The sequence below is a fragment of the Paenibacillus sp. J22R160 genome, from assembly GCF_059692135.1.
In genome coordinates this window covers 24085-48087 of record NZ_JCAUAU010000016.1, presented here as the reverse complement: position 1 = coordinate 48087, position 24003 = coordinate 24085, and the positions used below count along the sequence as shown (strand labels likewise).

Annotated in this window: 19 protein-coding genes; 18 read left to right on the top strand and 1 reads right to left on the bottom strand. The window is 47.8% G+C overall.

The features are described 5' to 3' along the window. Window positions 1–47 precede the first annotated feature (47 nt). The 13 genes from AC58UW_RS24700 (at window position 48) to hemL (ending at window position 13904) form a co-directional block, all read left to right on the top strand. On the top strand, window positions 48–635 hold the full coding sequence (locus tag AC58UW_RS24700) for a non-ribosomal peptide synthetase module (protein WP_497423228.1): 588 nt from the start codon (window positions 48–50) through the stop codon (window positions 633–635). A 328-nt stretch (window positions 636–963) separates the two neighbouring features. Next, a complete protein-coding gene (gene speD / locus AC58UW_RS24695) occupies window positions 964–1371 on the top strand; it encodes an adenosylmethionine decarboxylase (RefSeq protein WP_161410245.1) in 408 nt (135 codons plus the stop codon). 127 nt (window positions 1372–1498) lie between these two features. Then, on the top strand, window positions 1499–2035 hold the full coding sequence (locus tag AC58UW_RS24690) for an S-adenosylmethionine decarboxylase (protein ID WP_497423227.1): 537 nt from the start codon (window positions 1499–1501) through the stop codon (window positions 2033–2035). A 156-nt stretch (window positions 2036–2191) separates the two neighbouring features. Further along, window positions 2192–3595, top strand: a complete 1404-nt coding sequence (gene hemA / locus AC58UW_RS24685) for a glutamyl-tRNA reductase (RefSeq protein ID WP_497423226.1) — start codon at window positions 2192–2194, stop codon at window positions 3593–3595. Between the two features lie 33 nt (window positions 3596–3628). Continuing rightward, window positions 3629–4459, top strand: coding sequence for a cytochrome C assembly family protein (locus tag AC58UW_RS24680; protein ID WP_497423225.1), 831 nt, complete (start codon window positions 3629–3631; stop codon window positions 4457–4459). Between the two features lie 5 nt (window positions 4460–4464). After that, window positions 4465–5196, top strand: coding sequence for a precorrin-2 dehydrogenase/sirohydrochlorin ferrochelatase family protein (locus AC58UW_RS24675; RefSeq protein ID WP_497423224.1), 732 nt, complete (start codon window positions 4465–4467; stop codon window positions 5194–5196). Window positions 5197–5209: 13 nt separating this feature from the next. After that, window positions 5210–6157: a hydroxymethylbilane synthase gene (gene hemC / locus AC58UW_RS24670; protein WP_497423223.1), complete on the top strand. Its 948-nt coding sequence runs from the start codon at window positions 5210–5212 to the stop codon at window positions 6155–6157. Between the two features lie 5 nt (window positions 6158–6162). Continuing rightward, complete coding sequence (gene cobA, locus AC58UW_RS24665; RefSeq protein ID WP_497423222.1) at window positions 6163–7695, top strand: uroporphyrinogen-III C-methyltransferase; 1533 nt, start codon at window positions 6163–6165, stop codon at window positions 7693–7695. 28 nt (window positions 7696–7723) lie between these two features. Further along, window positions 7724–8719, top strand: a complete 996-nt coding sequence (gene hemB, locus AC58UW_RS24660; RefSeq protein WP_497423221.1) for a porphobilinogen synthase — start codon at window positions 7724–7726, stop codon at window positions 8717–8719. A 197-nt stretch (window positions 8720–8916) separates the two neighbouring features. Continuing rightward, window positions 8917–9981: a uroporphyrinogen decarboxylase gene (hemE, locus tag AC58UW_RS24655; RefSeq protein WP_497423220.1), complete on the top strand. Its 1065-nt coding sequence runs from the start codon at window positions 8917–8919 to the stop codon at window positions 9979–9981. A gap of 1 nt (window position 9982) precedes the next feature. Beyond that, window positions 9983–10930: a ferrochelatase gene (gene hemH / locus AC58UW_RS24650; protein ID WP_497423219.1), complete on the top strand. Its 948-nt coding sequence runs from the start codon at window positions 9983–9985 to the stop codon at window positions 10928–10930. Continuing rightward, window positions 10927–12396, top strand: a complete 1470-nt coding sequence (hemG, locus tag AC58UW_RS24645; RefSeq protein ID WP_497423218.1) for a protoporphyrinogen oxidase — start codon at window positions 10927–10929, stop codon at window positions 12394–12396. The genes hemH and hemG overlap by 4 nt, the downstream gene beginning before the upstream one ends. A 209-nt stretch (window positions 12397–12605) precedes the next feature. Continuing rightward, on the top strand, window positions 12606–13904 hold the full coding sequence (gene hemL, locus AC58UW_RS24640; RefSeq protein ID WP_497423217.1) for a glutamate-1-semialdehyde 2,1-aminomutase: 1299 nt from the start codon (window positions 12606–12608) through the stop codon (window positions 13902–13904). Window positions 13905–14000: 96 nt separating this feature from the next. Here the strand turns inward: hemL and AC58UW_RS24635 are convergent, their stop codons facing one another. Next, the gene (locus AC58UW_RS24635) at window positions 14001–15500 is read right to left on the bottom strand and encodes a phosphodiester glycosidase family protein (RefSeq protein ID WP_497423216.1); all 1500 of its coding nucleotides are present in this window, start codon (window positions 15498–15500) and stop codon (window positions 14001–14003) included. Between the two features lie 265 nt (window positions 15501–15765). Here AC58UW_RS24635 and AC58UW_RS24630 point away from each other — a divergent pair, with 265 nt between their 5' ends. The 5 genes from AC58UW_RS24630 (at window position 15766) to murC (ending at window position 23975) form a co-directional block, all read left to right on the top strand. After that, window positions 15766–16662 (top strand): RluA family pseudouridine synthase, encoded by an 897-nt coding sequence (locus tag AC58UW_RS24630; protein WP_497423215.1) that lies wholly within the window; start codon window positions 15766–15768, stop codon window positions 16660–16662. A 110-nt stretch (window positions 16663–16772) separates the two neighbouring features. Further along, window positions 16773–17930, top strand: a complete 1158-nt coding sequence (locus tag AC58UW_RS24625) for a LysM peptidoglycan-binding domain-containing protein (protein ID WP_497423214.1) — start codon at window positions 16773–16775, stop codon at window positions 17928–17930. A 532-nt stretch (window positions 17931–18462) separates the two neighbouring features. Beyond that, window positions 18463–21132, top strand: a complete 2670-nt coding sequence (locus AC58UW_RS24620) for a valine--tRNA ligase (protein ID WP_497423213.1) — start codon at window positions 18463–18465, stop codon at window positions 21130–21132. 70 nt (window positions 21133–21202) lie between these two features. Then, on the top strand, window positions 21203–22579 hold the full coding sequence (locus AC58UW_RS24615; RefSeq protein ID WP_497423212.1) for a bifunctional folylpolyglutamate synthase/dihydrofolate synthase: 1377 nt from the start codon (window positions 21203–21205) through the stop codon (window positions 22577–22579). Window positions 22580–22586: 7 nt separating this feature from the next. Further along, window positions 22587–23975, top strand: a complete 1389-nt coding sequence (gene murC / locus AC58UW_RS24610; RefSeq protein WP_497423306.1) for a UDP-N-acetylmuramate--L-alanine ligase — start codon at window positions 22587–22589, stop codon at window positions 23973–23975. The last annotated feature ends 28 nt before the right edge of the window (window positions 23976–24003 follow it).

The following is a 24003-nucleotide window of genomic DNA, read 5'->3' as shown; positions in this document are numbered from 1 at the left end:
ACAAGGTAATTGTTCATTGTTTGAAAACAAAGAATCGAGGGATTTTTATGGCACAAAGGTTAGCGACTGAATATGTCAAGACCTGCCTCCAGTTAACAGAAGCCGAGATGTTCAGGTTTTTTCAAATGTTCGTGGACCATCAAGTGACTTTGCAAGTGAAGGTTTTGGAAAATGGCAATCAAGAAGTTGTTTTTCAAGATGGTGCAGGTCAAGAAATCGTCCTTTCATTTGAGAAGAAATCGGGCCTATATGAATGTACAGGATCCTGCAGATTAAGTAATACTTTATTAGCTAATTTAATGCGAAAAGCTGTATCAGAGTTTAAAGGAAGCGCGAAGGTGAACCGAATTTATTCTAGCTATACCATGGTTTACTATTATGAGCGCGGCACTGTTGTGAAGATCGAAGAAGTTAAAGGGCAATTGATAACGGTCATTTATGAGTTCAGGGATACGATTGGCCTCATGCAAGAAATGTTCCAGAAGAGAGAAGTCGAACAAGAGATCGAAATGATCTACGACCAAATAAATCATCTTCTCGATTTGCGCAATATGGTGCAGGATCAAGAAGAACATCAACAGATTGACACTCGCCTCAATGAGCTCACACATCGTTTGTTTATTCTGGAGGCTTAACAACCACATATACATGCAAAATTGGAGACCCGTTTAAGGGTCTTTTTTGTGTCTAAATTGCAACTTTTTGAGATGAATGAACAAGTTAATCGCCTTCTACATAGATTAGTTATTGCGTGCGGGGATGAGAAGGCGCTTGGTAAAAAAAACTATTGCAATTCTCGTCGATAGATGTTATTTTTATTCTCGTTGAAACAATATAGGAACCAGGATTCACTCAGGACATTGAATGTTGCGAGAGATAATACCCTCGGGAAGTGAATGACGTAGGTCCTAGCGGATGAAATTTTTTTCAGACATTTTATTCCTAGGAAGGGGGAACCGAAAGATGGAAACTGAATACTCAACTTTCGGAAGACACGTTGCTGTAGATACTTGGGGGGTAGATTTCGAACTTCTGAACAATGCAGATTGGTTGCAGGCTCAGATGGTAGAAGCTGCCGAGGTATGCGGAGCAACCGTACTATCTGTACAATCCAAGCAATTTGAACCACAAGGAGCAACTGTACTTGTTATGTTGTCCGAGAGTCATCTCTCCATTCACACTTATCCTGAGAGAGGTTTTGCCGCGCTTGACTGTTATACTTGCGGTGAAACAGTGGACCCTCAATTAGCAATTGATTTTATGGTATCCGTATTGAAACCAGAAACATTCCATGCGAAGAAGTTAATTCGTGGAATGGGTGAATTACAAGTAGAAACTCCAGAAATTAAGCTAGCAGAGCTTGTGAAATAAGGTTCTGCACATAACAATAACGATAACCACGGAGAAATCCGTGGTTATTTGTTTGTCCTTGTTCCCATACAATGTTATTGCGACACTTGCGACACATGTCCAATAAGGGAAGCGGGGATTTAATACAGTGAAACGAAAATTGACTAGAAAAGCAATCATGTATAGTGTTGTTCTTTTTCTCATAATCTGGCCCATCTATCAGCTGTCTCAAATGCTTGGCCATCATAAAGAAGAGCATGATGCATCCCATCTGCTGTATCAAGTTTCGTTATTCCAGATGGAACTACTAATGAGTTACCTGGAGGAAGCCGCTCAAAGCAAAACGACAGATGAGCTGGATGGCAGCCAGCAAGCCTTATACTCGGCAGGCTACACACATGAACGTCTTGTACTGGCAGCTGGGGGATCGAATTATCTCACTCCAATGTCCAGCATGACGCAGTTATCCCAGTACCTGCAGCGACTTCAGATCGGCGGAGAGCGGGCGCTAAAGCCAGATGAACTGCAGACGTTGAAAGAAGCCGGACTGCAGTATAAAAGTATATATGAGGTCTATGAGAAAATCATGGCATCCAATGGGGATATTGTTTCTTCCCAGAACACGAAACTGGCAGAGCTTGATAGCAATTTGACGGCTTTTCTCCGCAAAAAACTGCTGCAATAAATGGGCTTCTTGCCAATTCAGGTATAGCCGAGCCGAATGCTGTTAAAACTAACGAGCATAGCGAAGCATTCATAATTTATTCAAATATTTTGTCGGATTGAATAGTTTGCTGTGCTATAATGTTCATAGAAAATGAAAGAAAGGCAGGTGGTACATTTGCATATTGTAACAGTTGGTCTAAATTATCGAACAGCTCCAGTTGAAATCCGCGAGAAGTTTGCTTTTTCCGAACAAGATTTGCCAATCGCATTGGCTGAATTGAAAGAAACAAAAAGCATCTTAGAGTGTGTAATTGTCGCCACCTGCAATCGCACGGAAATTTACGCCGTTGTGGATCGACCACAGATGTGCAGTCATTATTTAACACATTTTATTGAGCGGTGGTTCCAAGTTCCCAAGGCTCAGTTTCAGAAACATTTATATATGCATGAAAATGAGAAGGCGATTGAACATTTATTCCGTGTAACTAGCGGTTTAGATTCTATGGTGATAGGGGAAACCCAAATTCTAGGACAGGTCAAAGATGCTTTTTTATCGTCTCAAAAAATGAAAGCGACGGGGTCTTATTTCAACACGCTGTTTAAGCAATCCGTCACTCTTGCCAAAAAGGCACATTCCGAAACGGGCATTAGCAATAATCCGGTTTCTGTTTCCTATGCTGCGGTTGAGCTCGGTAAGCGGATTTTCGGTACTTATAACAATAAGACAGTTATGATTATCGGTGCTGGGAAGATGAGCGAGCTAACCGTTAAGCATTTGTACGCGAACGGGGCAAACAAAGTTATCGTTGTTAACCGCACGTTTGAGCGTGCAGCGGAGTTAGCTGAGAAATTCAACGGCATTCCAAGCACCATGGATAAGATGGCATCGTATTTGCCAGAGGTGGATATTATTATCAGCTCGACAGGTGCTCCAGGCTATGTCCTAACAAAGAATGATATTCAGTCTTATGTCCAAAAGAGAAAATCGCGTCCGCTGTTCATGATGGATATTGCAGTGCCTCGTGATTTGGATCCGCAAATTAGCGAACTGCCGAATGTATTCCTGTATGATATCGATGATCTGGAACATATCGTGGATAAGCATTTGCAGGAGAGAAAGCGAGAAGCCGCCAAGATTGAGACGATGATTGAATCGGAAATCGGTGTGTTTGAACAATGGACAAAGACACTTGGCGTAAGTCCCGTTATTAACGCTCTTCAGGCGAAAGCGAGCCAGATTCACGAAGAGACGATGGATAGCATGCTGAATAAGCTGCCTGATCTCGATGAGCGTGAAATAAAAGTGATCCGTAAATTAACCAAAAGCATCGTGAACCAAGTGCTGCGCGACCCGATCCTGCGTATTAAGGAAATGGCAGGAGAACGCCATGGGGAAGAAGCGCTCGACCTATTCACGAAATTATTTGCCCTAGAAGAGACATTAGAACAACAAGAGCAAGCCAATCAATTAGCACAAGAGCTGGAAGCTGGACAGAAAGCTCAAGAAACGAAACAGCTTCTGGAAGAGAAGCTGTCCGTACGCGGCTTACAAACCGCGGATATTCTGGCAAAATCTTGAGAATAAAGGCGCTAATCGCCTAGGAGAGGTGCCATGGTAACTAGTAGCTGGTTGTTTGATGCGATGATTTATATGTATGCCCTGAGCCTATTGTTTTACTTTTCGGACTTCGCGAATGCGAGCCGAAGCGCGAAACGGATGGGGACGGGGCTCCTTTTATTTGTATGGGTTCTGCAGACCGCGTACCTAGGCATTAATCTATACGGCCATTTGACAGAATGGGCCTTTGCTAGAAGTGACGTCTTGTTTATGTTTTCATGGTTGATAGTGACAATTTCCTTACTGGTCAACCGATTTTTCCGAATTGAATTGTTCGTGTTTTTTGTGAACGTTCTTGGCTTTGCTATCCTCGCTCTGAACATATTTGGAAACCCGCACGTTATGCCAATTAAAGCTGGTTGGGACATCAACGACGAGCTATTATTTATACATATTACCCTGGCGATTGGCAGCTACGCGGCATTTTCCATTGCAGCTATCTTCTCTTGCATGTATGTGTTTTTACACAATATGTTAAAGGCTAAGAAGTTTTCCCAAACGGTGATGCGATTGCCTTCGCTTGAGAAGATCGAGCATTATACGTATTTTTCCGTTATTATTGGGGCCCCTTTGCTTCTAATGGCGTTAAGTCTTGGCGTGGTTTGGGTTGTCCTCGAAGGAAATCACAACTTGCTATATGATCCGAAGGTTATCAATTCGTTTTTTGTGTTGGCCGCGTACGCGTTCTATTTATTTCAACAGAAGTCGATGCGGATATCCGGCTACAAATTAGCCGCTTGGAACCTTGCAGCTTTTTTCATTGTCGTGCTGAACTTTGTTGTTTCCAATCTTGTTTCCGGATTTCATGACTGGATATGGAGCTAATGAACATGAAGTATCCGTACCCGATTATGGTGAATCTCGCGGGCAGGCAATGTTTGGTGATCGGCGGTGGGCCCATTGCTGAACGTAAGGTGTTCTCATTGCTCGAAGCAGGAGCTCGCGTGACGATTGTCAGCATGGAATTCACGGCGGGAATAGCCGAATTAGCGAATAATGCGGAAGTAGTCCTGCGCAGGCAGACGTTTCATCCGTCTATGATGACGGGGGACGAATTCATGCCTTTTACCCTGGTAGTAGCAGCAACGAATAGCTCTGAAGTTAACGCACAAGTCTATGAGTTTGCAACCGCACAGGGAAAATTGGTCAACGTGGTTGATCAGCCTGAGCTTAGCTCGTATATACAGCCTTCTGTTGTACGAAGAGGGAAACTGGTGATTGCCGTTTCAACCGGCGGAGCAAGTCCTTCTGCAGCTCGTAAAATCGCTCGGGAGTTGGATAACAATTATGGTGAGGAATACGCCATTTATCTTGATTTCCTTAGTGAAGTGCGTCATCTCATTCAGAGTAAAATAGCAGATAAACAAGCTAGACAGCGTATGTTCAAAGAAATGCTGGATTGGGATGTACTGGACAAAATACGCGATGGTTCATTCGATAGTTGGAAGGACAAGCTTTACTTGGCTATAGAGAGAGGACCTTGGCCGACTGGACTAGCAGGTCAAGCGCAAACAGACCGGCCTTCATGGTCAGCGATTACAGATTTCGGAGAGCGAGTTTAGGAGGCGGGTAGAGATGAGAACCATTATTGTAGGTACTAGACAAAGTGCATTGGCCTTAACGCAAACAGGACAGGCGGTAGAACTCTTAAAGCAGCTAGCTGCGGAGCACGGGATTGACTGCCAATTTGAAATAAAGAAAATTGTCACGAAGGGCGACCGTATTTTGGACGTAACCTTGTCCAAAGTAGGCGGCAAAGGGCTGTTCGTCAAGGAGATCGAACAGGCTCTCGTGGACGGCGATATCGACATGGCTGTCCACAGCATGAAGGATATGCCCTTCGAGCTTCCTGAAGGGCTTGTGGTTGGAGCGATACCGAAGCGTGAGGATCCGCGCGATGCGCTCATCACACGCGGATATAGCTCCCTGCAAGAGCTGCCGCAAGGCGCGCTCGTGGGTACCAGCTCGCTGCGCCGTGCCAGCCAGCTGCAGCACCTCCGCCCGGACCTCCGCATCGAGTCGGTCCGAGGCAACATTGATTCGAGGCTGCGCAAGCTCGATGAAGAGAACTTCGATGCGATCATGTTGGCCGCAGCCGGTTTGCACCGGATCGGCTGGCAGGATCGCATCAGCGCGTACTTGCCGCCCGAAGAGTGCCTCCCTGCCGTAGGGCAGGGGGCGCTCTGCATCGAGTGCCGGGGCGGCGATGCCTTCATGCTGGACCTGCTGGGCAAGTTCCAGCATGGGCCTACTGCGCTCGCGGTGCGAGCAGAGCGGGCTTTCCTTGGCAGACTCAACGGAGGCTGCCAAGTCCCGCTCGGCGCTTACGCGAGCGTAAGCGAAGAAGGCAGCGGGTCCGAAGGGCCGCTGCTTACGCTGACAGGCATGGTCGGAACGCCGGATGGCGTGACCATGCTGAAGGAAACGGCTTCCGGGCGTGATCCGGAAGCGCTTGGCGAGCTTATTGCGAACAAGCTCATTGAACAGGGCGCTGAACGTATCCTAGCTGAGGTAAGGGAGTGAGCCACTTGAACAAGGGAAGAGTTTATCTCGTCGGCGCGGGTCCTGGCGACCCAAAGCTGATCTCAGTTCGTGGTTTAGAAGCTATTCAGAAAGCAGATGTCATTGTATATGATCGTCTGGCTAATCCTCGTTTACTAAAGCATCGCAGACCGGACGCTGAGCTGATCTTTGTCGGCAAGCTTCCGGACAAGCATATTTTAAAGCAAGAAGAAATCAATCATCTACTCGTAGATTTGGCTCTGCAAGGCAAAGTCGTGACGCGTCTAAAGGGCGGCGATCCTAGCGTTTTCGGCCGTGTGGGCGAGGAAGCGGAACTGCTCGCTGAGCACGACGTGACTTTCGACATCATTCCGGGTATTACGTCATCGATTGCCGTTCCGGCATATGCGGGAATTCCGGTAACACATCGTAATTTCACATCGTCCTTCGCGATTATTACGGGTCACGAGTATCCCAATAAAACGTACTCCGGGCTAGACTGGGAGAATCTGGCCAAAGCGATCGGCACAATGGTTTTCTTAATGGGTGTTGCGAATATCGAACAAATCAGCCGCGAATTAATACGCTGCGGCAAACCCCCGGAAACGCCTGTAGCTTTGGTTAGATGGGGCACTTGGGCCGACCAAGCAACTATCACTGGAACGCTCTCCGACATCACAGAGAAGGTGAGAGAAGCCGAATTCAAATCACCGGCTGTCATTATTGTCGGCGAGGTTGTAAAGCTGCGCGAGAAGCTGGCTTGGGTCGAGAAGAAGCCGCTGTTTGGTCGCCGAATTTTGGTGACCCGTGCCAGAAGCCAAGCCAGTGAACTTGTCGATCTGATCGACGACTTTGGCGGAGAGGCTGTCGAGTTCCCTGTTATCCGGTTGCAGCCGCCAAGCCGGCCAGAAGCCCAGCTAGCTTTGGATGAAGCATTAGATAAACTGCAAACTTTCGATTGGATTTTATTGACTAGTGTGAATGGGGTGGAGTTTTTATTCAACCGTCTGCGCCAGCGAGGGATCGACGTTCGCAGAATGGGCAATGCCCGGATTGCTGCAGTTGGCCCCAAAACCGCTGAGGCGCTTGCTGAGCGAGGAATTATCGCCGATGTACTTCCGAGCAAATATCAAGGGGAAGGCATGCTAGAGGCCATTCAAGCTGATCTGATAGCGGATCAGAAAGTCCTTTTACCAACAGCGGATTTGGCGCGTGATTATTTACCCGCTAAGCTGCGCGAGCTTGGTTTGCAAGTCACGGAAGTTGATGTGTACGAGAATGTGCTCACGGTAGACGACGGGGATGAAATCATCCATCTGCTGCAGAATCATAGCATTCATATTATTACTTTTACGAGCTCATCCACCGTTACGAATTTGATTGAAGCCCTAAGACAACTAGGAATTGAAGAACCTTTATCCCTGCTGCAAGGCGTTGAAATTGCTTGTATCGGACCCAAAACCGCAGAAACGGTACGTCAATATGGACTGCCGATTACGTATATGGCCGAAGAGGCCACTGTTGCTTCACTTGTTCATAGCATGATTCAATCTAAATGATGGCATTAAATAAGGAGGCGGAATCCTCATGAGTTTCCCCATTGTTCGTAATCGCCGCTTACGCGGTAATGCAGCTATTCGTAATTTAGTTCGTGAAAATCAGGTGACAGTTAATGACCTGGTGCAGCCTATTTTTGTAACCCATGGCACGAACGTCAAGTCCGAGATTGCTTCCATGCCTGGTGTTTATCATCTGTCGCTAGACATGCTAAAAGCCGAGATTGACGAAATTACATCGCTTGGTATTCAAGCCATTCTCCTGTTCGGAGTTCCCGATTATAAAGACGCAAAAGGCACGTCCGCTTACATGGATGAAGGTATCGTGCAGCAAGCTGCTCGTTTTATCAAGGAATTGAACCCGAACTTGCTCATTATTGCGGATACTTGTCTGTGCCAGTTTACGGACACAGGCCACTGCGGCGTCATTCATCACCACCCAATTACAGGCGCAGCCGATGTTGCGAATGATGCATCTCTTGAGCTTCTAGTGAAAACGGCGGTATCCCAAGCGAAAGCCGGTGCGGATATTATCGCTCCGTCGAATATGATGGACGGTTATGTTCAGGCTATTCGTTCTGGTTTAGATGAAGCAGGTTACGAAAATACGCCAATCATGGCGTACTCAGTGAAGTATGCATCAGCTTATTACGGCCCATTCCGGGATGCTGCTCATTCCACGCCGCAATTCGGCGATCGCAAGACGTATCAGATGGATCCTGCCAACGGAAGAGAAGCGCTACGCGAAGCGGAAAGCGACGTTGTAGAAGGCGCTGACTTCTTAATGGTGAAGCCGGCTCTTGCTTACATGGACATTATCCGAATGCTCAAAGATAATTTCGACCTGCCGGTCGTGGCTTATAATGTGAGTGCCGAGTATTCCATGATTAAGGCCGCTGCTCTACAAGGTTGGGTGAATGAAGAGGCAATCGTTATGGAAACCATGCTGAGCTTCAAGCGCGCTGGTGCTGATATTATCCTGACGTACTTTGCCAAAGATATTGCCCGCTATTTGAAAAACAGCTAATTTTGAAAGTTAGAACCATTCACCCTAGAAGGCGCAGCCGAGCAGTTTCCCGAGGAAATTGGACCGCTGCCACATCTAGGCGCGGATGGTTCTTTTGTCATACATTTGTCGCAAAACGTAAGCTTACGTCGGTTGTGACAGGGGTATAATTAGGGCATAATGAATGAGAATAGATGGAAACCAGAGGAAGGTGCCTCATGAGCTATAACGACAATTTTATTAAAGCGTGCCGGAAAGAACAGGTAGATACACTGCCGGTCTGGTATATGCGTCAAGCCGGTCGTTACGATCCGGATTATCGGAAAATTAAAGAAAAGTTTACCTTGCTCGAGATTTGTAAACAGCCAGAGCTTGCTGCTGAAGTTACGATGATGCCCATTAAGAAGCTTGGTGTTGATGCGGCAATTTTATATTCAGACATTATGAATCCCGTTGCTTCGCTTGGGATTGATTTTGATATTGTCAAAGATGTTGGTCCTGTTATTCATACACCGGTTCGGACGGCGCAGGATGTTGAACGTTTGCGTCCAATTGATGTGGACAAGGATTTGTCCCACATCATTGAGACGATCCGCATTTTAGACAAAGAGCTGGAAGTTCCCCTAATTTCATTCGCTGGTGCGCCATTTACGATTGCCAGCTACTTGATTGAAGGGAAGCCATCCAAGAGCTATATTCGTACGAAGCAGCTTATGTATTCCGAGCCTGCCGTATGGTTTGCGTTGATGGACAAACTTGGTGACATGGTGATTACCTATTTGAAATCCCATATTGCCGCAGGTGCGAAGGCTGTTCAAGTATTTGATAGTTGGGTAGGCGCGCTATCTCCTGCAGATTTCCAATTGTATGTTCTGCCCACAATGGAGCGGATTTTCAAGGAGCTTTCCCACTTGAAGGAGCCGAAAATCTATTTCCCTGGCGTAAGCTCAGGCGAATTACTTCCCTATTTGCATAATCTGCAGGCGGATGTTATTGGTTTGGATTGGCGTATTCCGATCACGGTAGGACGTGAACGAGTAGGCGAGCGCTTCGCCGTACAAGGCAACCTGGATCCTTATATTTTAACGGCTCCCATGCACGTCATTGAGCAGCAGGCGAAAGCCATTATGGATGAGGGAATGAAGAAGCCCGGTTATATTTTCAACCTTGGACATGGGTTATTCCCGGAAGCGTCGCTGGAAAAGCTCAAAGATTTGACGGCCTTCATTCATGCGTACTCGCATTCCGTGTTAACTCAACAAGCAGAAAAGAGTGGTGTTTAGGATGACCAAACGTCGCGTTGGTGTATTAGTCATGTCCTACGGGACACCGGAAAGCCTTGATCAGGTGGAAGCGTATTACACGCATATTAGACGTGGACATCCGCCTACACCTGAGCAACTGCACGAATTAACTGCGCGGTATGAAGCGATTGTCGGCGGGTTCTTTCCGCTGCGCGAAAATACGAATAAGCAGGTAAAAGGTCTCGAGGACACTTTACGCGCCGAACATCCGGAAGTTGAGTTTGTGTGCTATCAAGGCTTAAAGCACGCTCAGCCGTATGTAGAAGACGGTGTAGAGCAGATGGTCAAGGATGGGATTACAGAGGCTGTAGGTGTCGTTCTGGCGCCTCACTATTCGACAATGAGCGTCGGCGGCTACGTGAAAAGAGCGAAGGAGAAGGCAGAGGCGCTTGGACTTAGCATGAGCTTCGTGCTGGATTACCACCTGCATGCTAAATTGATCGATGCTCTAAGCACTCGGGTAGATAAGGCGCTCACGAAATTCACTGATGTAGAACGGAGTGACGTCCGTGTTATCTTTACGGCACACAGTTTGCCAGAGAAAATTTTGGAAATGAAAGATCCTTACGTGGATCAATTGCTCGCGACATCGAAGGTTATTGCTGAACGCGTGGGGTTGACGAATTGGCAATTCGGCTGGCAGAGCGCGGGTCAAACAGCCATGCCATGGCTTGGGCCTGACATCTTGGAAGTTCTAAAACAAATTCACAAAGAAGAAGGCGTGAAGAACGTCCTGCTCTGCCCAATCGGATTTGTTTCCGATCATTTGGAGGTTCTTTACGATATTGATATTGAAGCGCAATCTTTGGCTAAGGAGCTGGGCGTGCATTTAGAACGAACGGAATCACTCAATACGGACCCTTTGTATATGCAAACACTAAGCGATGTTGTTTACACCAAATGGCAGGAAGCAAGTAGACAGTCATGAGCACCCATACACCTCACTACATGATCGTTGGCGGGGGGATAACAGGGCTTAGTGCTGCTTTTTATTTAAAGAAACGTTTGGAAGCAGAAGGTGTGCCATTTCGGATTTCTGTGGTGGAGAAGTCGCCAGCGTTTGGTGGGAAAATTCGCACGATTGAGAAAGAGGGCTTCGTCATTGAAAAGGGGCCTGACTCCTTTCTTGCTCGGAAGCGGCCTATTATTGATCTGGCTTATGATCTCGGACTTGAGCAGGAGCTTACTGGCACGAATCCTAAGGCCAAAAAGACTTATATTGTCCGTCAAGGCAAGCTGCATCGCATGCCTCCGGGTTTAGTGCTTGGTATTCCCACACAAATGACGCCGTTCATGAAGACAGGCCTCATCTCTCCGCTTGGCAAAATGCGGGCAGCATTAGATTTGGTCTTACCTAAACGTGAAATGACGAACGATGAGTCTTTAGGACACTTTTTGGAACGCCGATTAGGCAAAGAAGTATTGGAGCGTATTGTGGAACCGCTGTTAGCGGGGATTTATGCGGGAGATACTTTTAACCTCAGCTTGAAATCAACGTTCCCGCAATTCCGAATGATGGAGCAGAAGCATCGAAGCTTGATCCTTGGCATGATGGCTAGCCGCAAAAACGTTCCCGAAGAAACTGCGCATTTGCCTGCGGCAATTCGCAATTCGGTCTTCGTAACGTTCAAGAATGGGCTCAAAACGCTCGTTGATGGGCTTGTGGCAGCGCTGGAATCAGCGGATCTGCGCACGGGGTTAGGGGTTGCTTCTGTTCGTCAGGTGGGGCAACAGGCTGAGGTCATATTTGAAGATGGCAGCAGCGAAATCGTCGATGGCATGATTCTGACGTCGCCGACCTATCAGGCTGCCCAAATGTTGGCTCATTTCCCTGCAGCAAGCGAATTGAAGAAAATTGATTATATTTCTGTCGCGAATGTCATCATGGCGTTTGACCGGAAAGATATTCCGTTTGAACTGGATGCCTCGGGCTTTCTAGTTCCGAGAAATGAGGGCAGCACGATCACAGCGTGCACGCTAACCTCTGCCAAGTGGCTGCACACGGCGCCAGAAGGCAAGGTGCTGCTGCGCTGCTATATCGGCCGTTCAGGCGAGCAGGAGTGGCCTGCATGGTCAGATGAGCAGTTGATCAGTAAAGCGCGTCATGATCTGCGCAACTTGCTCGGTTTAACGGCTGAGCCGCTGTTTACAGAAGTAACGCGTCTCAACTATTCGATGCCCCAATACCCGGTAGGCCATCTGGAGCAGATTGCGCGCTTCCGCGAAGAGCTGGAGGCCGCAATGCCGCAGGTTTTGGTCACGGGGGCAGGCTTCCATGGCGTTGGTCTACCCGACTGCATCAGGCAGGGGAAAGAGGCTGCCTGGCAGCTTGCAGACCGTATCATTCATCCATCCGCTAAGGAGCCAGCTATTACAGCCGCCGCCTCCGTCTAGCGCAGCTTGGCCAGATCCAACTTGAAGTCAGAAGGGGAGATGGCCAAGATTTGTTTTTCCTCTAAATCGCGAGCGCTTTCTGCTAATTATCATTTAGCCGAGCGAATAAAGGGACTTTTTTAATATAATCTAGCACGTTAGGGTACCGCCTTTTTATAGGTATAATGTCAACATTTTAGCATAGAAAGTTTAACGGGGGGTATTAAACTATGGAATATTCGAGCAGAATCGACACGCGCTCTTCCGCCGCTTTTCAAGAATCCAAGAAGGTCATTCCCGGTGGCGTCAACAGTCCTGTTCGCGCCTTCAAATCGGTTGGACTCACTCCATTGTTCATGGAGAAAGGCTTTGGGTCCCGCGTTACGGATATCGACGGCAACACATTTATTGATTATGTAGGCTCTTGGGGACCGCTTATCGTAGGACATGCACATCCTGCTGTGCTGGAAGCCATCAAAACGACTGCCGAGAAGGGGACGAGCTTTGGTGCTCCAACGCTTCTAGAGACGCAGATGGCGCAGTTGGTCATCGACCGTGTGCCATCTATCGACATGGTTCGTATGGTAAACTCAGGCACAGAAGCGACGATGAGCGCATTAAGATTGGCTCGTGGCTATACGAAGCGCGACAAGATCGTTAAGTTCGAAGGAAGCTACCATGGTCATGCGGACGCTTTGCTGATCAAAGCCGGTTCTGGTGTGGCTACGTTGGGCTTACCCGATAGTCCTGGGGTCCCTAGCAGTGTGGCTAGCAATACGATCACAGTGCCTTATAATGATCTGGATTCTGTGAAGTTGGTGTTTGAGAAATTCGGTGAAGAAATTGCCGCTCTGATCGTTGAACCGATCGCTGGGAACATGGGCGTTGTCCCTCCTGCTTCGGGGTTCTTGGAAGGACTACGTGAAATTACAAAGCAATACGGATCTTTGCTTATCTTTGATGAGGTCATGACAGGCTTCCGCGTGCATAAGAACTGCGCACAAGGCTTGTACGGCGTTACACCGGACTTAACATGTCTAGGTAAAGTAATTGGCGGCGGACTGCCTGTAGGCGCTTATGGAGGCCGTCTGGACATTATGGAGCAAATGGCTCCGGCTGGTCCGATCTACCAGGCGGGTACTTTGTCCGGAAATCCACTAGCGATGGCCGCAGGTTATGCTACATTGTCGCTATTAGGCGAGCCGAATGTCTATGAGGAGCTAGAACGCAAATCCGCGATGCTTGAGGCAGGATTTATACGTAATGCGGCTGAATTCGGTGTAGCAAGCACGATTAATCGCGTAGGATCGATGATTTGCCCGTTCTTTACGGAGGCGAAGGTTACGAATTATGAGACGGCCAAAACGTCGGATCTTGTTAAATTCAATGCTTACTTTAGCCATTTGCTTGATTTGGGCGTTTCGGTTGCTCCTTCGCAGTTTGAAGGGATGTTCGTATCCACGGCGCATTCGGATGAAGATATCGCGGCGACGATTGATGCTCATCGTGAGGCGTTGAAGCGATTGTAAGGCTGGCATGTACAACAAAAGAGGCTGTATCTGAGTCATCTACATCGATGACTTCGGATACAGCCTCTTTTGCGGTCCTATGTAACCCCAAACTAGTTATTTCGCTGGTGGGCTAGTCACGGGTTGAGTAGGGGTTGCACCATTACTGTTGCCCTGCTGGCCTTGCGTTGTGGTCGAGCTCGGCGTCGGTGTCGCGCTCGGTTTTGGTGTTGGGGAAGCTCCTGGTGAGGAGCCTCCGGTACCTATTGTTCCGCCGCCTGTTCCCGGTGTTGGGGTCGGGGTTGCCGATGACGCTGGTGGGGTCGGCGTTGGTGATGATGTTGGTGATGTCGTCGGTGAAGTTTGTGGTTTCCCTGACGGGCTTGGTTTGCCAGAACCGTTATCAGATTCCGAAGGGTTCTGTGTTGTCCCGCCATTCTTGACTGGATCACCGCTGGATTCAGGCTTTTGGGACGGTGTTGGAGTTGCTGTTGGTTTCGGTGTTGCTTTTGGCGGATGTGCTTTGATCTCAGCTTGCTCTTTTAAGAAGTCAGGGTGATCATAAGCACCACCTGGATCGATGGTAGTAAGTCCTGCCCAAACGTTCTTCACTTTTACTTCATCCGGATGATCAAAAACAAGGAAAGCTGACGGCAAGCGGCGCTCACCATAACGACTGGAAGGCTTCGTAATCAGCTCGTCGTTGTAAACCATCTCGGAGGATGCTCCGCCATCCAGGAAACCTGCATTAATAACGCCATCTGCCAGGAACATATCCTGTACTTCTTTCAGTGTTGCACCCACACTGTGGGTTTGACGGCCGTCGATGACGATGAAAATAACGGTACCGTCGGCTTTTTGGCCTACAGCTGTACGAGGAGCACGTCCCCAGCCGCCATCACCGCTTGTAATGAGCGGTTTGCCGTTCGCGATAACACGCGGATAGAACGAAACTGCATCTGTAACGCCGAGCTTCAATAAATCATCAATCGTATATTTTCCGATAATGAGCGTACCTTCTTTGGTAAACCCAACAATATGCTGAGGAATGCTGCCTTCTTGGTCGGTATAAAGAATTTCTCCGCCGGACATAATAGCTCCAATTGGGGCAAATCCGTTTCCTAACCCGTCCGGATCGTTAAATCCACCGCCGTTGACGCCTGCGACAGCGCCTGTGCGTTGAACCATCGAGGTGATTCTCTCGCCTTCGCCTTGCTTATCAGGAACGACGACGCGAATGGTGCGCGGATCGTAGACATACATCTTTTTACCTTTCCAGAATTGACCGGAAATATCTTCAACTTTCACGAGACTTTCAACGGAACGATTCGTGTTAAACTGGACGGCTTGCAAGTCTTGTTTCTCTACCGAGTTGACCTCGGTTAAATTTTGCATTTCAAGAACCATCTGGTCTCTACGCTGTGCGCCTACGAAAATCCAGGCCCAATCCCGATGCTGCGTGGTGATAACCGTCTTGGCTAAATACTCACGAATGAATGTCCCAGGTGGGGTCAGAAATAAAAAGCTTGAACTAAGGAATGTACATACAGCTATAACAAGTAAAGTGCGCTTCAACCAACTGTAGCTGCGAAAATGTTCTAATATTGAACTACCCAAGTTGTTCCTCTCCTGCTCTAGTATTCTATTTGATGTTTCAATGTCGAAAAAAATCAATACTAGACTTATATTATCATATTTTTGCATGCAATTGATATTGGTAATTGTTAAAATAAAATGTACGTCATCCAATATCCTTAAGGAGTTATTGAACCATGAAACGCTATTACTTTTTTGATTTTCCTATAGATTTAATGGCTTTGACTTTTCTGTTTCTATTGATTTTACTTGCCATCGTTTTTTCTGTTCATAGAGGGACACGTTCATGACCTTGTGGAAACGCAGTGGGGAATGGCTGGAACTGCCTCTTCCGAGTGAGACATGGAAACCTTTGAGGCCCGGTGCTGTAGATGAAATTGCTGCTTTGCTGCCAGTTCCGCGCAAGTACTTTCTGCGCTTAGCGTCCCAAGGGCGTATCCGTGTGCAAGACAATCTGGTTAGGTTTCATGTGTTTCCGAACGAAGAGGCTGCCTTCAAAGCTGAACGCCAAGACGTTGATGTCCTGTATGAGGACGATTTCTGCCTTGTCGTTAATAAACCGGCAGGCATGTCCGTACATCCTTCGGAAGCAGGGCAAGGCGGTACGCTGGCTAATGCCGTCGCGTATTATTATGATTCGACCGGTCAAGCCTGCGCCGTACGGCATATTCATCGTTTAGATCAAGATACGACTGGCGCTGTATTATATGCCAAAAATGAATGGGCGCATGTCCTGCTTGATGAAGCCATGCGCGATAAGCGGATCGATCGTCGTTATGTTGCTCTAGCAGAAGGAGTATTCAAAGAATGGCAAGGATCCGTAGACGCGCCTATCGGAAAAGACCGCCATCACTCTGGCAAACGCAGAGTAACTGCGGGCGGCGATCAAGCAGTGACGCGCTATCGTGTGCTTCGCCAATTGAACAATGCTGCGCTTGTGGAGCTGGAGCTGGAAACAGGCCGAACGCATCAGATTCGGGTTCATTTAAGCCACTTAGGACATCCGCTTGTTGGCGATGTCTTATACGGCGGTTCTGCCCGTTTGTTTCATCGTCAAGCGCTGCACGGGGAGAGGCTTACGTTCGAGCATCCTATCACGCAAAAGCTAATTGAGGTCCATGCGCCGTTGCCGACTGATTTCCAGCAGTTGCTGGACAAAGTCGAGGCGACAACAAAAATGTAGTCATGCCTCGCCCTTACCACCCATATACTTAGAAAGACAAACAAGTAAATGGACCAGCAATCCGAGAATGCCTTCGGCATCCGGGTTTGATTGGAAGGGAGGATAATCCGGTGTCTGAACAACAACCAGGTCTGAGATTCGATATCTACGAGCGTGTTCATTTGCAGGAGGATTTGGCAGGAATACAAGAGCTGAATGATGTAGAATTAGTTCCTCACATTCAGGTGCTTACTTTCGATGATCAGGCGATACTTAAAGGGAACTTGCTGCTTACCGGCAATTATGCCAGTGAAGAGGGGGGAGCACCGAGACTACTTGAGCATTTGATTCCAGTAGAGATCACATTACCCCTGAATCGCATTCATCGTGTAGAAGACATTCAAGTGGATATTGAGAATTTTGACATTGATTTATTGTCAGCGAGAAGTTTGAATGTGACGGGTGTGTTATCCCTGCAGGGCGTCGAAATTGTTTCGGCTCCGGTGGAGAGCTGGCGTGAGGAAGAGGAAGTTACGTTCGTGCATGAGATTAATTTCCCACGGTACGAGCCGCCTGCAACTTATCCGATTCAGCCGATTCAAGAGAATCCGACGATTCAACCGATTCCAATGCCTAATATGCAGGCTATGCCTCAGTTTCAGCAGCCAATGGTTCAACCGATGCCAATGCCGATGCCGATGCCAATGCCAATGCCTACACCAATGAAGACACCAATACCTGAGCAAATGCCAATGCAAATGCAAATGAACGAAGAACCCGTTGCTGCGCCTTCCATGCAGTCACCACCTCCATCTATGCAAGAAGACGACTATGAGGATGGCGGCTCTACAGTCGTAGAAATTGAGCAAACAGAATTGAAGGTGACCCCCCATTCGGACAGCACGGTGGTTACGGAAGAGAAAAAGGATCTCAAAGTTGCGTTCGGTAAGAAGGCCAATGAGGCTGTCGACCTCAACCCGTATGGCCTCAAGTCGTTACTCTCGAAAGCGGGCTCCTACCTTACGGATAAGAGGCGGGCAGAGGAAGAAGCGCAAGCTGCTCTTGCCGAGGAGTCGCGGATAGATGCTGTTGAGTGGAAGCGTCTGTTTCTTCAAAACCAGACGAATTCTCAAGAATTTAGAAAGCTGAAGATGTGCATCGTTCAAAAGGAAGAAACGTTAGAGACGATTGCCAAACGCTATCAGCTCAACCCGCGTGAGCTGCAGCTGTTGAATAGGCTTGGCGATCAGGAGATTTCAGTAGGGCAGGTTATTTATCTTCCTAGATAATGAACTGGATACATAGGTAAGAGCCTCTGGCCGTTTCATGGCTGGGGGCTCTTCATCTATTCCGGAACATCTTTTTTGAAACCGGCATATTTTACTCATAAACGGTAATACTTGAATGATATATTGACTCTATTTCAAATGTTCGATATCATATGATGTAAACCTTTTTGAGTAATATTGGAAACGTTGATAGGGAGTAGTAGGCGGAATGCCCTTCAGAGAGTGGAACTGCAGCGCTGAAAGGTTCCATAGGAAGCAACCGAACGAAGTCGCCCTGGAGTTGTGAATGTGACGGTAAGCGCCCGCGATTCGCGGATTAGCTCACTTAGCATTTGCCGGCCGCAGCCGTTATCTGTTTGAGAGCCACGCGCTTCCTATTTGAAGCTGCGCGGAATAAAGGTGGTACCACGGAAGCAAGCCTTTCGTCCTTTGCGGGCGGAGGGCTTTTTTTGTTTGATTTAACCCGTAGATAAGCTTAATTACAGGCCACAAAAGCCTATTTAACAGAGATAAAAGTAATGGAGGTAATCTTATGACCGAAGCGAATGAAACCAAAGAGCAACTGCAAATGCCTACCACGTATGACCCCAAAGAAGCGGAGCGAAAGTGGTACGATTACTGGATCAAAAATGAGTTTTTCAAAGCGGGGGGCCGTCCAGACGCGGAAACTTACACGATTGTGATTCCGCCGCCTAACGTTACGGGTATGCTGCATATCGGGCATGCGCTTGATTTTACACTGCAAGATATCTTGGTTCGTACGAAGCGGATGCAAGGTTTTGACGCGCTTTGGCTGCCTGGATCTGACCATGCGGGCATTGCGACACAAACCAAAGTTGAACAAAAGCTTCGCGAGGAAGGCCAATCTCGGTATGATCTGGGACGCGAGAAATTCCTTGAGAAAGTATGGGAATGGAAAGATCAATATGCGAACACAATTCGCGAGCAGTGGGCTAAAATGGGCTTTTCTTTGGACTATTCCCGTGAGCGTTTTACGCTAGACGAGGGGTTGTCGCAAGCCGTTCGTGAAGTTTTCGTTAGCTTGTATGAAAAAGGACTTATTTACCGCGGAAACTATATTATTAACTGGGATCCTGCGGCTCGCACAGCGCTATCGGACATTGAAGTTGAATATAAAGAGGTTCAAGGCGCGCTCTATCACCTGACTTACAAAACGACAGACGGCTTGGATTCCATCGTTGTCGCCACTACACGTCCTGAGACGATGCTTGGGGATACAGCGGTTGCTGTACATCCGAAGGATGAGCGCTATCAGCATTTGATCGGCAAGAAATTGTTGCTTCCAATCGTAAATCGTGAGATTCCGGTTATTGCGGATGAGTATGTTGAGAAAGAATTCGGAAGCGGCGCCGTTAAAATTACGCCTGCCCACGATCCGAACGATTTTGAAGTAGGGAAACGCCATGATCTGCCGCAAATTCTTGTTATGGATGAAACCGGCACGATGAATGCCAATGCAGGTCCATACCAAGGCAAAGATCGTTTCGAATGCCGCAAGCAAATCGTGGCTGACCTGAAAGAACAAGGTGTTCTGATCAAAATTGAAGAGCACGTTCACCAAGTAGGTCACAGTGAGCGCAGCGGCGCCGTAATCGAGCCGTACTTGTCTACACAGTGGTTCGTGAAAATGCAGCCGCTTGCCGATCAAGCGATCGATGCGCAAAAATCAGGGAAAGGCGTTAACTTCGTACCAGATCGTTTTGAAAAGATTTATTTGAACTGGATTGAAAATGTTCGTGACTGGTGTATTTCCCGTCAGCTTTGGTGGGGACACCGCATTCCAGCTTGGCATTGCGCAGACTGCGGCCAAATTACAGTATCCCGTGAGGACGCTTCAGCTTGCACACACTGCCAAAGCACGAATCTTAAACAAGATAACGACGTACTTGATACATGGTTCAGCTCCGCTCTATGGCCGTTCTCCACATTGGGCTGGCCGAATGATACGGAAGACCTTAAACGCTTCTACCCTACGAATGTTCTAGTAACAGGTTATGATATTATCTATTTCTGGGTAGCTCGAATGATCTTCACTGCCCTTGAGTTTACGGAGCAAATTCCGTTCAAAGACGTGCTGATGCACGGACTTGTACGCGACTCCGAAGGCCGCAAAATGTCCAAATCGCTTGGCAACGGTGTAGATCCGCTAGAAGTAATTGAGAAATATGGTGCAGATGCTATGCGCTATATGATATCTACGAGCAGCACGCCCGGGCAGGATCTCCGTTTCCGTTGGGAGCGTGTGGAGCAGGCTCGGAATTTTGCCAATAAGATCTGGAATGCATCCCGCTTTGCGCTCATGAACCTGGAAGGCGTTAAGGCCGAAGATATCGATCTGACAGGCCAACTTGGCACAGCAGACCGCTGGATTCTGCATCGTTTGAACGAAACTGTTCGCGATGTAACTCGCTTGATTGACAGCTATGAATTCGGTGAAACTGGCCGCTTGCTGTATAATTTCATCTGGGATGACCTGTGCGATTGGTACATTGAGTTTAGTAAATTGAGCTTGTACGGCACGGATGCAGCTGCGAAGAAGAAGACGCAATCGGTATTGGCTTACGTGCTTGATCGCACACAGCGTCTGATTCATCCGTTCATGCCGTTCATCTCCGAAGAGATTTGGCAGCATTTGCCGCATGAAGGTGAAACGATTACGCTGGCTTCTTGGCCGACTGAGAACCCGGCGTTCGAATCGCCGGATGCTGTTCGTGAGATGGAGCTTCTGATGGATGCGATCCGATCCGTTCGTAACATCCGCTCCGAGGTTAACGTTCCGATGAGCAAGAAGGTTGAGCTGCTGATCAAACCGGCAAGCAGTGAAACGCAAAGCATTCTTCAGAGGAACGAAGAGTATCTGAAGCGCTTCTGTAACACATCCCTGCTGCAAATCGACGCTGAAATGGCCGCGCCAGAGAAAGCGATGACGGCGATCATCACAGGAGCAGAGCTGTTCTTGCCGCTAGCTGGGCTGATCGACATTGCTCAAGAGCTCGTGCGTTTGGATAAAGAGCTGCAATCCCTGCATGGGGAAGTTGAACGTATTGAGAAGAAGCTAGGTAATGAGGGCTTTGTGGCTAAGGCACCTGCGAAGGTGATCGAGGAAGAAAAAGCTAAGCTTGCTGACTATGCGGATAAGCGGGATAAAGTGATTGCTCGTTTAGCGGAATTAAAGGGATAATTTCAATAAAACCAACGATTGCCTAGTTACGTATACAAGGTGATTCATATAGTAAATGAGGATGAGATCGATGAACGAATTCAAAGACAACCATCCGCCTGCTTTCCAAAGCGCGCAAGAAGCAATCGATTGGATCGTTGGCCGGATGGAGAAACTCGGCATCAAACCGGGACTAAAGCGGATGCAGATGTTGATGGAGAAACTCGGGCACCCCGAACGCAGATTGAAATTCATTCATGTGGCGGGAACGAATGGCAAGGGCTCCACATGCGCTTATTTAACTTCTGTTTTGCGGGCATGCGGTTATGATGTGGGGACGTTCACGTCCCCGTATTTGGAAAAGTATACGAATCGTATCCAAGTGAACGGTGAGGACATTCCAGACGCAGATCTGTTGAGACTAGTGAATGACATGTTGCCTGTTATTGACGAGATTGCCGAAACCGAACTCGGCGCTCCGTCGATGTTTGAAATTTCTACGGCGCTAGCTATTATGTACTTCGGCAAAGTGGCTTATCCTGATTATGTAGTATGGGAAACGGGCCTGGGGGGAAGGCTGGATAGCACGAATATCGTGAATCCGGTCGTAACCGTCATTACCAATGTGGGTCATGACCATATGGACATCCTTGGAGATACCATCGAAAAAGTAGCCGCGGAGAAAGCCGGTATTATTAAAGCCGGTGTTCCTGTTATTACAGCAGCCCAGCCTCATGAGGGCTGGAGCGTTATTGAACAAACAGCGAAAGCCAAGAAAGCGACGCTTTACTCGCTTGGAGATCAATTCGAAATCGCGAATGTGACAAGTGAATTGGATCTTCAAACCTTTGATTTCAAGGGGCCCTTCCGGCCGATCCCCGGCGTGCCGATTTCGCTCAACGGCGAACATCAGCTTAAGAATGCCGCTGTGGCTGTAATGACGTTGGAAGTGCTTCGTCAATACTATGCATGCATTGTGGATGATGAAGACTTGTACAAAGGGCTGAAAGAGACTCGTTGGCCAGGCCGTCTTGAGATGATTTCGAACGAGCCCCGTGTTTTGCTTGATGGTGCGCATAATCCAGAAGGTGCCGCAACACTTGCGGCTGCGCTCCAAACCGTTTATAGTTACCGAAAGCTGAATCTGATGATGGGAATGCTTTCGACAAAGAATCATACGGGCTATCTCAGGCATATACTACCATTGGTGGATACACTTATCATTACGGAACCCGATTTTCATAAAAAAGGGGATGCCGAGATGCTCGCAGAGCTAGCACGTGAACTTCTTCATGATATGAACCGTCAGGTGGATATCGTGGTTGAGCGCGATTGGAAGCGAGCATTAGAAATCCTTACAAGCAGAACTGAGCAGGATGATCTGGCGGTCGTATCCGGCACGCTGTATTTAATCTCTGATGTTCGTTCTTGGATTACCTATCAAACCGATTCTGAAAAAGGATGGTGAGAACGGCGTGAATCAAGCTGAACACGTACATTTTATAGGCATCGGCGGATACGGCATGAGTGCAATTGCCAAAGTCATGCTTGAAATGGGTTACCGGATTTCCGGTTCCGACCTAGCACACCAAGAGTTAACGGAAAAGTTAAAAGCGAAAGGTGCGCAAGTTTTCATAGGGCATGAAGCTCGCAATGTATCAGGTGCTGATTTGGTCGTTTACTCGACAGCCTTATCCAAAGATAATGTGGAGATGCAAGCAGCGGAAGAATTAAATATTCCTGTTATTCACCGCTCACAGATGCTGGCAAGACTTATGAATGAACGCAAGGGCATTGCGGTTGCAGGAGCTCACGGCAAAACAACGACCTCCTCGATGATCGCTTTGGTTATGGAAATTTGCGGTACAGACCCGACTTATATTATCGGCGGCGAAATCATGAATGTGGGCAGCAATGCCAAAGCAGGCAAGGGTGAATTCGTTGTAGCGGAAGCCGATGAAAGCGATGGCACTTTCCTTCAATACCATCCAACGCTTGCTCTAGTAAATAACATTGAAGCGGATCACTTAGAGAATTACAATGGCGATTTCGAGAACTTAAAGCAAGCTTACAAGCAATTCCTCAGCCAAGTTAGGCCTGGTGGAAAAGCGATTGTTTGTCAAGATGATATGTTCTTACGTGAAATGATTCCGTCCATTCAAAGCGAAGTTATCACGTATGGGATAGATAATGATGCTGACTACGTAGCCAGCGATATTTCGTTAGGCGACCGTAAGGTAACGTTTAACGTCCATTGCAAAGGTGCGCTTCTTGGGCAGGTTAGCTTGTCAGTACCAGGAAAGCACAACGTATATAACGCATTAGCAACATTAATTACGTGTTTGGAAGCGGGACTGCCTTTTGAGAAGATTGCTGAGGCTATTCAAGAGTTCCGGGGTGCGAAGCGCAGATTCCAGGTGCTTGGAGAAGTAGAAAACATCCTAATTATTGATGACTATGCGCATCACCCGACTGAGATTCAAGCAACGATTTCTGCTGCCAAAGCAACAGGCAAACGGATCATTGCTGTCTTTCAACCTCAACGCTATACGCGTACTTATTATCTATTTGAGCAATTTAGTCGCTCTTTTGATGAGGCTGATGAAGTTATTATTACCGACATTTATTCTCCTGCAGGCGAGAAGCGGATTGAAGGAGTAGATTCAGCTAAACTAGTTGAATTGATCAAGAGCAATAGCAATCCTAATGTTCAGCACATTGCAACAAGAGAAGAGGTTCTTGGTCATCTAATCGATCATGTGCAGCCAGGTGATCTGGTACTGACCATGGGTGCGGGAGATATCTGGAAAGCGGCTGACGGTTTAGCGAAGTCACTGCGCAAGAAATACGAGACGAACGGTTAGAGAAAAGATCGCTGTAAGCCTTTAGGCT

Bases quoted from the DNA above. Each gene is read 5' to 3' on its own strand.
- AC58UW_RS24620 (WP_497423213.1), top strand. From the start codon at position 18,463: ATGACCGAAGCGAATGAAACCAAAGAGCAACTGCAAATGCCTACCACG.
- speD (WP_161410245.1), top strand. From the start codon at position 964: ATGGAAACTGAATACTCAACTTTCGGAAGACACGTTGCTGTAGATACT.
- AC58UW_RS24615 (WP_497423212.1), top strand. From the start codon at position 21,203: ATGAACGAATTCAAAGACAACCATCCGCCTGCTTTCCAAAGCGCGCAA.
- hemC (WP_497423223.1), top strand. From the start codon at position 5,210: ATGAGAACCATTATTGTAGGTACTAGACAAAGTGCATTGGCCTTAACG.
- AC58UW_RS24675 (WP_497423224.1), top strand. From the start codon at position 4,465: ATGAAGTATCCGTACCCGATTATGGTGAATCTCGCGGGCAGGCAATGT.
- AC58UW_RS24680 (WP_497423225.1), top strand. From the start codon at position 3,629: ATGGTAACTAGTAGCTGGTTGTTTGATGCGATGATTTATATGTATGCC.
- hemH (WP_497423219.1), top strand. From the start codon at position 9,983: ATGACCAAACGTCGCGTTGGTGTATTAGTCATGTCCTACGGGACACCG.
- hemE (WP_497423220.1), top strand. From the start codon at position 8,917: ATGAGCTATAACGACAATTTTATTAAAGCGTGCCGGAAAGAACAGGTA.
- AC58UW_RS24630 (WP_497423215.1), top strand. From the start codon at position 15,766: ATGACCTTGTGGAAACGCAGTGGGGAATGGCTGGAACTGCCTCTTCCG.
- hemG (WP_497423218.1), top strand. From the start codon at position 10,927: ATGAGCACCCATACACCTCACTACATGATCGTTGGCGGGGGGATAACA.
- hemL (WP_497423217.1), top strand. From the start codon at position 12,606: ATGGAATATTCGAGCAGAATCGACACGCGCTCTTCCGCCGCTTTTCAA.
- AC58UW_RS24700 (WP_497423228.1), top strand. From the start codon at position 48: ATGGCACAAAGGTTAGCGACTGAATATGTCAAGACCTGCCTCCAGTTA.
- hemB (WP_497423221.1), top strand. From the start codon at position 7,724: ATGAGTTTCCCCATTGTTCGTAATCGCCGCTTACGCGGTAATGCAGCT.